Below are 12,443 nucleotides of genomic sequence, written 5' to 3'. Positions count from 1 at the left end.
GTATGGATAATACAGGCAGCTGGCAGAAATATTTTTTGGATATCAAGGAGGAGTTTGCGCGACAATGGAGAATAAAATACTGACCTATGATTCGGTGGAGATATCCTTTGACGGGGAAGCGGTAGTCCATGATGTAAGCTTCTCACTCACACCGGGCGAAATCCTGGGGCTTGTAGGAGAATCCGGAAGTGGTAAAAGTACACTGATCAAAGCTGCTATGGGACTTCTTGGTTCAGGAGGCCTGGTAACCAGAGGCGACATCTGTTATATGGGACAGAATATTCTGGATATTTCAGAGAAGGAAAAAAGAAAAATCCGGGGAGCAGGAATCGGCATGATTTTTCAGGATGCAGGAGCCTCTCTTTGCCCTATCCGTACGATTGGTGACCAGATTTATGAGAGTATGCGCGCCCATAAGAAAGTGAGCAGAAATGAAGCAAAGGATCGTGCCATGGAATTGTTTGAAAAGCTGAATTTTAAAGACAGCCAGCGCGTGTGGGACAGCTATCCCTTTGAATTATCCGGTGGAATGAATCAGAGAGCAGGGATTGCCATTTCCATGCTGATGAATCCACCGATTCTTTTGGCAGACGAACCTACAAGTGCACTGGATGTATCGGTTCAGCGTCAGGTAGTAAGAGAAATGTTAAAGCTCAGGGAATTGTTTGGAACAGCAATTATAATTGTAACCCACGATATTGGTGTAGTTCGGGCAATGGCGGATACCGTTCTGGTTCTGAAGAATGGAAAAATGGTGGAATATGGAGAGGCAAAAAAGGTGTTGAACCATCCACAGGATCCCTATACGAAGAAGCTGCTGGCAGCAGTTCCAAGGCTTAAGAGAAAGGAAAGATCATGAACACACTTTTGGAAGCTGAACACTTAACGAAGGTATTTGCGCAGAGGGGAAAAGAGCCTTTTAAAGCTGTGGATGACGTAAGTTTTTCTTTACAGGCAGGAGAAACACTTGGAATCGTTGGCGAATCCGGCTCCGGAAAAAGTACACTGGCGAAGATGATCACAAGGCTGACGGATATTACAGATGGTACTTTGAAATTCCAGGGAAAAGACATTACGAAATTGAAACAGAGCCAGTTGAGGGACGTATATGGAAATATCCAGATGGTTTTTCAGAATCCGGCAGGTTCCTTTGACCCGAGAAGAACTTTGGGAGACGGAATCGGAGAGAGCCTTCGAAATCGCGGCATGAAGAAGGCCGATATCGCAATAAGGGTGAAAGAACTGCTGGAACAGTGCGGACTTGAAGAAGAACTGGCTAAAAGATATCCACATGAGGTCAGTGGAGGACAGTGCCAGAGAGCTGCAATTGCAAGGGCACTGGCAGTGGAACCGAAGGTGCTGATCTGCGATGAAGCTACCAGCTCACTGGATGTGACCATTCAGAAGCAGATCATGGAGCTTCTGGAAGAGCTGAAGGATACACATGGCTTATCCTTTATATTTATCTGCCATAATCTTGCACTTGTACAGAGCTTCTGCGATAAGGTGCTGGTTCTGTATGACGGAAAAGTGGTGGAGAGCGGGAAGCCGGATGATATTATCAATGAGCCGAAAGAGGCGTATACAAAGAAGCTGGTGGATGCAGTATTTGAGTAAAATAAGCACAGAAGAAAGCCCTGCCGGGCAGGATTGCACTGCGATGAAAGGGGAGTTGCCGTTCGAGGCAACCCGCCGCAGTCGGAGAATCCTGCAAGCAGGATTTTTTTTTCTTGAAATTTCCTTGTAAGATATTCCATAAAAGCAGAAAAATATGCAAAATGGGAATGGGTAAATATCCCCCTGGGGAGCTTGTGATACCTGTTGATTCTGGTACAATAGGTTTCAGCAGCAAGGCAGAAAACGCCTGAAATGCGAATTTTTATACATAGTTACATGTAACACCTCCACTCATTATTACATGTAAATACAGACCTTCTATAGAAAGACAGTTATAGGACAAAAGCTTATAACTGCCTTTCTTATCTGGAGCGTATTTGAAAAAAATTCCGCAGTCTGCACGCCCCACTTTGCGGTATATTTCACCCGGATTCGGGAAAAATCTCCACAAATTGTGATGTGCATCTTGCAGAAAGCCTTTTTCAGACACGCTCTGAGAAGAAATAAGGGATGGAGAAAAAAGAGTCAGTAATCTTCAGAAAATAATATTTCTGCTGATAATAAAAACAAGAGGGAGAACTGCTATGAAAATCAAGAAAGTAATCAGTTTATTATGTACAGCGGCCATGCTGCTGGCTGTACCAGCCGGGAATGTTTATGCGGGTGCGGAGGATCAGTCTGTGGTAGTTACAATGCCAACCACATCAGAACCGGAATCCGGTTTTGATCCGGCTTACGGATGGGGAGCCGGAGAGCATGTTCATGAGCCATTGATCCAGAGCACCCTGGTTCGTACCACCAAGGACCTTGGAATTGAAAATGACCTTGCTACAGAGTATTCCTGCAGTGACGATGGTCTTACCTGGACTGTAAAAATCCGTGATGATGTGAAGTTTACAGATGGGGAGCCATTGACCGCCTCTGATGTTGCTTTTACCTTTAATACCTGTCGCGATGAAAGCTCTGTAAACGATTTTACCATGTTGAAGGAAGCGGTTGCAGTGGACGATACGACGGTAGAGTTTCATATGAATGAGCCATATTCCATTTGGCCATACACCATGGCAATTGTGGGAATCGTACCAGAGCATGCCTATGATGAAAATTATGGACAGAATCCAATTGGTTCCGGACGTTATATTATGAAGCAGTGGGACAAAGGACAGCAGGTTATTTTTGAAGCAAACCCGGATTACTACGGAGAAGAACCAAAGATCAAAAAACTGACGGTGCTGTTTATGGAAGAAGATGCAGCCATGGCAGCGGCAATGTCCGGACAGGTAGATGTAGCTCACACAGCAGCCTCTTACAGTGACCAGGAAATTGACGGGTATGAACTCCTGAGTGTGGCAACTGTGGATAACCGTGGCTTTAATCTTCCTTGTACAGAACCAGAAGAAAAAGACGGTATCACATATGGAAACAGTCTGACTTCCGATGTGAAGGTACGACGTGCAATTAATCTTGCTATTGACCGGGAAGAGATGATCAAAAATGTACTCAATGGTTATGGAACAGTAGCCTATAGTGTTTGCGACAAAATGCCATGGTACAACGAGGAGGCTGTTACAGAGTATGACCTTGATGCAGCGAAGGCTCTGATGGAAGAAGCAGGCTGGATAGAAGGCGATGACGGAATAAGAGAAAAAGATGGGGAAAAAGCAGAGCTTACCATTATGTTTTCAAATGGAGATTCTGTGCGCCAGGCACTTGCAGAAGACTCTGCGAATCAGCTGCGTGAGCTTGGAATTGATGTAACTACTTCTGGTGTTGGCTGGGATACCGCCTACGATCAGGCACAGTCAGAACCGCTTATATGGGGATGGGGAGCACATAGCCCTATGGAGCTTTACAATATTTATCACACCATCAAAGATACCGGAAGTGCGGAATATTCTCCATATGCAAATGAGACAGTTGACAAATACATGGACGAAGCACTTGCAAGCAGCAACCTGGAAGAATCCTACGATCTCTGGAAAAAAGCCCAGTGGGACGGAACCACAGGAATTACACAGGAAGGGGATATTCCGTGGATCTGGCTGTGCAATATTGATCATCTTTATTTTGTACGTGATGGTCTGAAAGTGGCAGATCAGAAATTACATCCTCATGGCCATGGCTGGTCTATTGTAAACAATGTTGACCAGTGGGAGTGGGAATAAAGAAAGCAATAAGGAATGCTTTTTGTACTTGTATCAGGTATGAAGAGTAAGAAAAAACGAAACGGATAAATTAAGATGAAACGCATAGGTATTTATGTAGGAAAGAACCTGCTACGAATCATATTACTGCTTTTTGCAGTAAGCATTCTTACCTTTGCCCTTGTATCAGCTTCCCCCATTGACCCGTTACAGGCCAATGTGGGGCAGGCTGCTCTGGGCAGTATGAGTGAAGAACAAAAAGAAAAGCTGCGCTCCTACTGGGGCGTGGATGAACCGCCAGTGCAGAGATATCTGAACTGGCTGAATGCATTTATAAAGGGAGATGGAGGAATTTCTCTGTTATACCGGCAGCCGGTGACAAAGGTCATTGCAGTGAAGCTGGGAAATTCTCTTTTTCTTATGGGACTGGCGTGGGTGGTTTCCGGACTTGTGGGCTTCCTTCTGGGAGTACTTGCAGGGGTGTTTCAGGGCAGGCTGCCGGATAAGATCATAAAAGGCTATTCGCTGGTGATTGCCAGCACTCCTTCTTTTTGGCTGGCACTTTTGCTGTTGATCATTTTTGGAGTCTGGATGAAAATCCTTCCCATTGGACTTAGTGTTCCTATTGGAGTAGAAGTCAGCGGTGTTACCTTTTTGGACAGAGTGCGTCATGCCATTCTTCCGGCAGTCACTTTAAGCATAACCGGAATTTCGAATATCACATTACATACCAGGGAAAAAATGATTGATATAATGGAAAGCGATTACATCCTTTTTGCAAAGGCGCGGGGAGAGAAAACCGGAAGCATCATTTTTCACCATGGCATTCGTAATGTGCTGCTTCCGGCCATGACCCTGCAGTTTGCATCTGTCAGTGAGATCATAGGAGGTTCCGTTCTTGTGGAGCAGGTATTTTCCTATCCGGGACTGGGACAGGCGGCTGTAGCGGCGGGAACTGGCAGTGATGTACCTCTTCTTATGGGAATTACATTGATAACAGCAGCCATTGTTTTTCTGGGAAATTTCCTGGCAAATGTACTGTATGGAGTTGTTGATCCCAGAATCCGGAAGGGAGGGCTGGGACTATGAACGAAGGCGTAATGAAAAACAGTTGTTCAAAGGGCAGTCCGAGAGTCGTGGAAAAGCAGAGGAAAAGGCTGAACCAGCGGCAGAAAGCAAGGCTTTTGTTGATTCTTTCTGTGGCTTTTCTGGCGGCGACAGCCATACTTGGAGTGGTGCTTCATGATGCCGCTATGGTGACTGATTTTTCCAGAAAAAATATTGCACCCTGTCTGAAATATCCTTTTGGTACAGACTGGCTGGGCAGAAATATGTTTTACCGTACTCTTACTGGTTTATCTATGAGTATTCTTATTGGCGTGCTGGCAGCAGGTGTAAGCGCAGTTATGGCACTGATTCTTGGAATTTGTGCAGCAACTCTTGGAAAAAAGGTGGACTCTGCCATCTCTTTTGCAATTGACACTGTTATGGGAATTCCGCATATTCTGCTGTTGATCCTGATTTCCTATGCTATGGGAAAAGGGTTGAAGGGAGTGATCGCAGGTGTGGCGCTGACACACTGGACATCTCTGGCAAGGCTGATCCGAGGTGAGGTTATGCAGCTTCGGGAAAGTGAATATATTCAGATCGCAGGAAAGCTTGGGCTGGGCAAATGGGAGATTGCGAAAAAACACATAGTTCCCCATGTTCTGCCCCAGTTTATTGTTGGGCTGGTATTGCTTTTCCCGCATGCAATTCTTCATGAGTCCAGTATTACATTTCTGGGCTTCGGGCTTTCCACGGAGCAGCCGGCGATTGGAGTTATTTTATCAGAAAGTATGCGCTATCTGATCATGGGCAAATGGTGGCTGGCTGTATTTCCTGGAATGATGCTGGTTCTTACGGTTGTGCTGTTTGAAAAAGGCGGTACAGCTCTTCGTCAGCTTCTGGATCCGGGAAGTGTTCACAAATAGAGAATAGCAGGAGGGACTGTCCGGTAAGAGACAGCAGCGTATGAAAAAATATGAGTTGTACAAATAAGAAAAAAATACTGGAAATAGAAGAGCTTTCCGTTTCCTTTCTCCAATATAAAGGGAAAACCAGCAGACAGAGCTGGCTTCCCATGATTTCAGGCTTATCTGTTGCAGTGAGGGAAGGGGAACTGGTGGCTGTAGTCGGCTCCAGCGGTTCCGGAAAAAGTCTTCTGGCACATGCGATTTTGGGAATTCTGCCTTATAATGCAAATGTATCCGGAACTATGAAGTTCCAGGGTGAATTGATGGACGAAAAGAAGATCAGTGAACTTCGTGGAAAGGAAATTGCTTTCGTACCTCAGAGCACCTTATATCTGGATCCGCTTATGAAAGTGGGGAAACAGGTCTGTGGAAAAAGAGGGAAAAAAGGGGCAGAAAAGCAATCGGAATTGTTCCGCAGGTATGGTCTGCCTGAGAAAACAGAAACGAAATATCCTTTCGAGTGTTCTGGAGGAATGACCAGAAGAATTTTGCTGTCTACTGCATTAATGGAAAATCCAAAGCTTATTATTGCGGATGAACCTACGCCTGGCATGGACCTGACACTTGCAAAAAAGTCTATGGAGGATTTCAGAAAATTTGCAGATGAAGGAAATGGAGTTCTTTTGATTACTCATGATATTGAGCTGGCACTGGAAGTTGCTGACAGGATCGTTGTTTTTTATGCAGGAAAAACAGTGGAAGAGGCCCCGGTTTCGGATTTTCGTTCAGAAGAGACCTTGCGTCATCCTTATACGAAAGCATTGTGGCGAGCACTTCCACAGAATGGCTTTACCCCTCTTGACGGAACCCAGCCTTATGTGAAAGACATGCCGCAGGGATGTCCTTTTGGACCAAGGTGCAGCTGGTATCGGGAAGAATGCACAGGGGAGATACCTATGGTGGAGGATGGATGCGGAAGTGTCAGGTGTATCCGGTATTGTATGTAAAACGGAAATACCACCTATCGGCGACATTACTATATAGGAAAGTCAGCTGTTGTGTGCCTGTGGCACTCCCACTGCTGCCGACAGCATTCGTAATCCGGGACTTTCATAGTAAAGTCAGATAGGGGATAACTTTAATGCATATTGCCTACTGAATAGTTATAACAGGAGATATAAAATGATTCTGGAAGCACGAGATATTTCATTTTCTTATGAGAGAAAAGGCGCAGAACTTTTTTCAAATATAAAATTTAAAGTGGAAAACAACGAAAGAGTGTGGGTGCCAGGACCAAGTGGCTATGGAAAAACCACATTGTGTAAAATTCTGGCTGGTTATCTGGAACCCAGCAAAGGACAGGTTTTGCTGGATGGAAAGCCTTTGCCGAAGAAAGGGTATTGTCCGGTGCAGATGATCTGGCAGCATCCGGAAAGGGCTGTGAATCCCAGACTGAAAATGGAAAAAATTTTGTCTGATGGAGGGCAGGTTGAAAATCGGATCATAGAGGGGCTGGGGATAGAAGAAGATTGGCTGAACCGGTATCCTCAGGAATTATCCGGTGGGGAATTGCAGCGTTTCTGTATTGCAAGAGCACTGGGAAAAGAGACAAGGTTTCTGATTGCAGACGAGATCAGTACCATGCTGGATCTCATCACGCAGAGCCAGATATGGAATTTCCTGCTGGAAGAAGTAAAAAGGCGGGAAATCGGGTTGATCGTGGTATCTCATAGTGAGGCATTATTGAAGCAGGTTGCAGAGCGAAAACTGCCTTTTACGGCAGAGAAGACAACTGCCTGAAAATTTTGAGTGATTCATTTATTTTATACTTCCATTTTCCAAGAAAAACAAGAGCAGATTTTAACAAAAAAATCCCTTAAAAAAAGTTATGTTTGGTTAATCATAATTGAAACAAGTGACTATAATAAGGGACGTAAAAAGAAAAAAGAAGTACTTAACAAAACCTCTTTGTTGAAGGCTGCTAAGCGTTTCAGAATTTTGGAGGAAAAGATAAATGAATACTTTAAAAGCTGAAAAAAGAAGCATGGATGTCAAAGCAAAGAAATTAAGAAGAGAAGGATTTGTAACAGGTAACCTGTTCGGCAGAGAAATTGAAGGTTCCATTCCCCTTAAGTTTACTAAGAAAGAAATTGAAGTTCTGTTGAAAAACAACAATAAAGGAAGCCAGGTAATGCTGGAACTGGATGGTAAAACCTATGATGCGCTGATCAAGGAAGTTGATTATAATCCACTTGCACATACAGTAGAGGAAGTTGATTTCCAGGCACTGGTAAGCAATGAGATGGTTCATTCCACTGCTGAGATCATTCTGGAAAATGAAGAGAAAGTTATGTCCGGTGTTCTGCAGGATGAGTTGAAAGAGGTTGCATACAAAGCACTTCCGGCAGATCTGGTTGACAAGATCAAGGTTGATGTCGCTGGTATGAAGATTGGTGATACGCTTCGTGTGAAAGACCTTGAAATCGCCAAGAATAAGAATATCCACATCACAACTGATCCGGAAGCAGTTGTCGCAACTGTAACACCAGTTCACAACGTAGTTCCGGAGACTGAGACAGAGGCTGAAGAGACTGCTGAGGAGAAATAAGCTGGCGGCAGTTGCTGAAATTGAATTTTGAATATGTGTGAATGAAATGGGAAGCTGTTCACTGGGAAATTGGTGGGCAGCTTCCTTTTGTCTGGTATTTCTAAAAGCGGTTATTAGAGTGTGTTTGAAAAATCTCCCATAAATTGTGACGCACATCGTGCAGAAAGCCTTTTTTAAACACGCTCTAATAAAAATTTGTTACGAATTTTAAAAACTGCTTCACATGTGGCTTCAGAATCCGGTTCTTACTGTACACAATGTAGAAGGTTCGCATGGCGGATTCGTGATTCAGGGGAAACATGAGAATCTGGTGGGTGTCGGCCAGATCTTTGGCAGAGCAGGCAGAGAGGATGGAGATTCCAAGGCCGCCGGCTACAGACTTGCGGATGGCCTCCAGATCGTTCATGCGGGCTACAATGTGCAGGGAAGAAGCCGGGATATTTCGTTTTTCCAGATAGCGGTCAATTTCCTTTTTGGTTCCAGAACCAGTTTCGCGCATAATAAAGGGTTCTCTTAGAAAATCAGAGAAATCAAGGGTACCGGAATCCATTTTTTGCTGATATTGCAGGTAATGCTGGTTGACCGGGGTGGCAATTACAAGTTTATCTTTGCAAAAAGGGATAAAACAGCAGTCTGGTTCGTCAAAGGTATTTCCCACCAGAGCCAGATCCACGCTGCCATCTAGAACTCTTGCCACAGCGCCGAGACTGTCGGATTGCCAGGAGTGAAAATATACGTCTGGAATCTGGCAGGTGAAGGCACTGAGAATACCTGGCAGAAGGTAGGAGGAAGGAATGGTGGAAACAGCCAGGTCAATGATCTTTTTATTTTGTCCGGTGAACTCTTCTATAATGTTGCTGCGCATGTTCAGCATATTGGAGGCGCAGTCATAGAGCAGAAGACCGCGCTGGGTGATGTTCAGCTTCTTGGTGGTGCGGATCAGCAGCCGCGAGTTCAATTCCTGTTCCAGAGAATTGATGTGGGCACTGATGGTGGGCTGGGTCAGGTTCAGCTGGCGGGCGGCTTCGGAGAAGCTTTTATTTTCGACTACGGCTACGAAGGCCTCTAATTGTTTAAATTCCATAGGATAAAAATACTGGTTCCTTTCTCAAAGACTAATTAAGTGTTACTAATGCTGAATTTATAAGTCTAAAATTTTCTTTAATCCCTGGATGGCAAAATCCAGCTCATTCTTTGTATTTTCCGGTCCAAAGGAGAACCGGATAGTTCCGGCAGGATAAGTACCAAGCGTCTTGTGGGCGTTTGGAGCGCAGTGGAGTCCGACTCTGGTCATAACACCATACTCATTGTCCAGCTGCCACGCCACCTGTGACATATCGATTTCTGGTGTCTGGATCGAAACAACTGCATTTCGGTCAGTGAGATCTTTTTTTCCAATAATACGGATATGTCTGCCAGTATCGTCCAGTGCCTGCAGCTGTTCCAGAAAATAACCAGTGAGAGACAATTCTTTTTCATTTATCGCCTGCAAAGAATGCGTTTTCAAGTACAAAAGTGCTTCATGCAGTCCATAAATTCCAGGCAGATTAGGTGTCCCGGATTCAAAGCGATCCGGCATAAAATCCGGAATTTCTTCCGTATGAGATACACTTCCGGTACCGCCGGAAATCAGTGGTTCCATTTGTTCTGCCAATTCCTGGGAAACCAGGAAACCACCTGTCCCTTGTGGTCCCCGAAGTCCTTTATGTCCGGTAAAAGCTAACGCGTCAATATGCATTTTGTCCATATTGATTGGTACGATCCCAGCCGTCTGTGCAGAATCCACAACAAAATAAAGCTGGTGCCTCTGACAGATTTCCCCAAGGGCATCAAGGGGCATCCTGGTTCCGCATACATTGGAAGCATGTAAAGTGACAATAGCTTTCGTCTCAGGGCGGATCAGTTCTTCTACTTTTTCCAGAATCATAGAGCCGTCCGTTCTGCAAGGAATCCGGTCAAAGGAAATCCCTGAGGAAGCCAGCTGTACTACAGGTCTCATAACTGCATTGTGCTCCATGGCGGATACCAGAATATGGTCTCCTGGTTTTAAGAATCCTTTTAAAATAAAATTGAGACTGGTGGTGACATTCGGTGTAAAAATTACATTTTTGCATTTGGAAAAGTGGAAAAGTTCTGCCAGCAGCTGGCGTGTCTCATAAATAACTTCTTCTGCTAAGTAAGCACTGGAGTAGCAGCCGCGGTTCACGTTAACTCCGTTCATAGTCAGGTAATCCATCATAGCTTGTGCCACACCTGGAGCCTTTGGAAAAGAGGTACTGGCCTGGTCGAGGTAAATTCGGTTCATGATTATATCCTTTCGCTTGGAAAATGGTTATTTAATATATCTATAATACCACGATTTATCGACAATATCTATAAATACTTAAAATAATCCCACATAATCAATTAGAGTTTTCTGACAAAAAATGCTAAAATAGAGGAAAGATTTGACAGTTATCTAAGGAGGAAAGAGTATGAAAGAAACATTGTCAAAGAAAGAAACACCCATAATCATCGGAGCCGGTGTCATCATCGGAATCATTGCAGTGGCTCTGGTATATTTCGGAAACCCTGCAAATATGGGCTTCTGCATTGCCTGCTTCCTGCGTGATACTTCAGGAGCACTGGGATTCCACAGTGCAGCTGCGGTTCAGTACATCCGCCCGGAAATTGTAGGACTGGTACTTGGCTCCTGCATTCTTGCTCTTGCAACCAAAGAATTTAAGCCAAGAGGCGGCTCCGCACCTGTTACCCGTTTTGTGATCGGAATGTTCGTTATGATCGGCTGCCTGATGTTCCTTGGCTGCCCATTCCGCATGATCCTTCGTCTGGCTGGCGGCGATTTCAACGCCATCTTTGGTTTGATCGGATTTATTGCTGGAATCCTTGCCGGAGTATTTTTCCTGAAAAAAGGCTATACTCTGAAACGTTCCTATAAAATGCAGCCGGTTGAAGGCGGCATTTTCCCAGTAGTGGAAATCGGAATTCTTCTGCTTCTCATTGCAGCACCTGCATTCATCCACTTCACAGAAGCTGACGGTGGTCCTGGAGCAAAGCATGCTGCAATTGCAATCTCCCTGATCGCAGGGCTTCTGGTAGGTGCACTTGCACAGAGAACCCGCCTGTGTATGGTTGGAGGAATCCGTGACGTGGTACTGTTTGGAGAGTGGAAGCTGCTTCTTGGATTTATTGCAATTCTGGTAAGTGCGTTGATCGGAAACATGATCCTGGGATATTTTAATCCAGGATTTGCAGGACAACCTGTCGCACATACAGATGGTCTTTGGAATGCACTTGGAATGGCGCTTGCAGGATTTGGCTGTGTCCTTCTTGGAGGCTGCCCGCTTCGTCAGCTGGTTCTGGCTGGTGAAGGAAACACAGACTCCGCCATCACAGTATTTGGTCTGATGGCTGGTGCAGCTGTAGCACATAATTTCGGACTGGCATCTTCTGGAGAAGGCCCGACTGCAAATGGCAAGATCGCTGTTGTGATCGGTTTTGTGGTTCTGATCGTGATTGCGACAGTAAATTCCATGCGTAAGAATGAAGCGTGAAGTTGATTAAGGACGCTCATTTATAGTATATCTGTGTAAACAGACAATTCCGTTTAGTTGAAATAATGAAAAATCTAAGGAGATTAAGTGTATGAAAACAATAGATGCAAGAGGGCTTTCCTGCCCGGAACCTGTGATCCGTACTAAGAATGCGCTGGCATCCGGTGAGAAGGCATATACGGTAATGGTAGATAACGTAACAGCCAAAGAAAACGTATCCCGTTTCGCCCTGCATCAGGGATATAAGGTGTCTGTAAAAGAGGATGGGGAAGACTTTGTCCTCACTCTTGAGAAATAATGGGAGATTACATAGCCACATTTTTTTCCCATTTTGGAGCTATGTCTTTCAAGAAAAAATGTGAGAAAGAGGGATATCCGGCTACGATCATGCCGGTGCCAAGGAATTTAAGCTCTTCCTGCGGAACCTGCGTGAAATTCACAGGGGAAGCACAGACTGCGCAAAACTGGAACTCCGATGAAGTGGAGCAGCTGGTAAAAATACTTGAAACAGGAAGCTTTCAAGTTATATGGCATAGCTAAAGGTAAATAGCGGATAAGAGGAGAA

The 12,443-nt window shown here is 44.8% G+C and carries 14 protein-coding genes; 11 read left to right on the top strand and 3 right to left on the bottom strand.

Features of this window, described 5'->3' with window-relative positions; all coding sequences use genetic code 11:
- Window positions 1-64: 64 nt before the first annotated feature.
- Complete coding sequence (locus ACESTK_RS15260) at window positions 65-859, top strand: ABC transporter ATP-binding protein (protein WP_118578162.1); 795 nt, start codon at window positions 65-67, stop codon at window positions 857-859.
- Window positions 856-1,617, top strand: coding sequence for an ABC transporter ATP-binding protein (locus ACESTK_RS15255; protein ID WP_118578163.1), 762 nt, complete (start codon window positions 856-858; stop codon window positions 1,615-1,617). Before ACESTK_RS15260 ends, ACESTK_RS15255 begins: the two co-directional genes overlap by 4 nt.
- Before the next feature lie 318 nt (window positions 1,618-1,935).
- Here the strand turns inward: ACESTK_RS15255 and ACESTK_RS15250 are convergent, their stop codons facing one another.
- A complete protein-coding gene (locus tag ACESTK_RS15250) occupies window positions 1,936-2,103 on the bottom strand; it encodes a DUF6783 domain-containing protein (protein ID WP_334284955.1) in 168 nt (55 codons plus the stop codon).
- Between the two features lie 98 nt (window positions 2,104-2,201).
- Here ACESTK_RS15250 and ACESTK_RS15245 point away from each other — a divergent pair, with 98 nt between their 5' ends.
- The 6 genes from ACESTK_RS15245 (at window position 2,202) to ACESTK_RS15220 (ending at window position 8,324) form a co-directional block, all read left to right on the top strand.
- A complete protein-coding gene (locus tag ACESTK_RS15245; RefSeq protein ID WP_187565073.1) occupies window positions 2,202-3,782 on the top strand; it encodes an ABC transporter substrate-binding protein in 1,581 nt (526 codons plus the stop codon).
- 75 nt (window positions 3,783-3,857) lie between these two features.
- On the top strand, window positions 3,858-4,850 hold the full coding sequence (locus ACESTK_RS15240; RefSeq protein WP_187565072.1) for an ABC transporter permease: 993 nt from the start codon (window positions 3,858-3,860) through the stop codon (window positions 4,848-4,850).
- An 11-nt stretch (window positions 4,851-4,861) separates the two neighbouring features.
- Entirely contained in the window at window positions 4,862-5,734 is an 873-nt protein-coding gene (locus tag ACESTK_RS15235) for an ABC transporter permease (RefSeq protein WP_373120174.1), read from the top strand.
- A 50-nt stretch (window positions 5,735-5,784) separates the two neighbouring features.
- Entirely contained in the window at window positions 5,785-6,723 is a 939-nt protein-coding gene (locus tag ACESTK_RS15230; protein WP_373120166.1) for an ABC transporter ATP-binding protein, read from the top strand.
- Between the two features lie 175 nt (window positions 6,724-6,898).
- Window positions 6,899-7,516 carry an ABC transporter ATP-binding protein gene (locus ACESTK_RS15225; protein ID WP_195991834.1) on the top strand — a complete coding sequence of 206 codons (618 nt, stop codon included), beginning with the start codon at window positions 6,899-6,901 and terminating at the stop codon, window positions 7,514-7,516.
- A gap of 214 nt (window positions 7,517-7,730) precedes the next feature.
- Window positions 7,731-8,324, top strand: a complete 594-nt coding sequence (locus tag ACESTK_RS15220) for a 50S ribosomal protein L25 (protein ID WP_118578167.1) — start codon at window positions 7,731-7,733, stop codon at window positions 8,322-8,324.
- A gap of 184 nt (window positions 8,325-8,508) precedes the next feature.
- On the opposite strand, the gene ACESTK_RS15215 is transcribed toward ACESTK_RS15220, so the two are convergent.
- Together ACESTK_RS15215 and ACESTK_RS15210 are read right to left on the bottom strand one after the other, a co-directional pair.
- Window positions 8,509-9,408, bottom strand: a complete 900-nt coding sequence (locus tag ACESTK_RS15215; RefSeq protein WP_118578168.1) for a selenium metabolism-associated LysR family transcriptional regulator — start codon at window positions 9,406-9,408, stop codon at window positions 8,509-8,511.
- 57 nt (window positions 9,409-9,465) lie between these two features.
- The gene (locus tag ACESTK_RS15210; protein WP_373120165.1) at window positions 9,466-10,629 is read right to left on the bottom strand and encodes an aminotransferase class V-fold PLP-dependent enzyme; all 1,164 of its coding nucleotides are present in this window, start codon (window positions 10,627-10,629) and stop codon (window positions 9,466-9,468) included.
- A 169-nt stretch (window positions 10,630-10,798) separates the two neighbouring features.
- Here ACESTK_RS15210 and yedE point away from each other — a divergent pair, with 169 nt between their 5' ends.
- The 3 genes from yedE (at window position 10,799) to ACESTK_RS15195 (ending at window position 12,418) form a co-directional block, all read left to right on the top strand.
- Complete coding sequence (gene yedE / locus ACESTK_RS15205) at window positions 10,799-11,878, top strand: YedE family putative selenium transporter (RefSeq protein ID WP_118578170.1); 1,080 nt, start codon at window positions 10,799-10,801, stop codon at window positions 11,876-11,878.
- A 91-nt stretch (window positions 11,879-11,969) separates the two neighbouring features.
- Window positions 11,970-12,176, top strand: a complete 207-nt coding sequence (locus ACESTK_RS15200) for a sulfurtransferase TusA family protein (protein ID WP_148461112.1) — start codon at window positions 11,970-11,972, stop codon at window positions 12,174-12,176.
- Entirely contained in the window at window positions 12,176-12,418 is a 243-nt protein-coding gene (locus tag ACESTK_RS15195; protein ID WP_148461113.1) for a DUF3343 domain-containing protein, read from the top strand. Before ACESTK_RS15200 ends, ACESTK_RS15195 begins: the two co-directional genes overlap by 1 nt.
- The last annotated feature ends 25 nt before the right edge of the window (window positions 12,419-12,443 follow it).

This window comes from Ruminococcus sp. Marseille-P328 (genome assembly GCF_964249465.1).
GTDB classification, from domain to species: domain Bacteria; phylum Bacillota; class Clostridia; order Lachnospirales; family Lachnospiraceae; genus Blautia_A; species Blautia_A faecis.
Note: the sequence above shows the minus strand (reverse complement) of the source record. Positions and strands in the feature narration are given on the sequence as shown.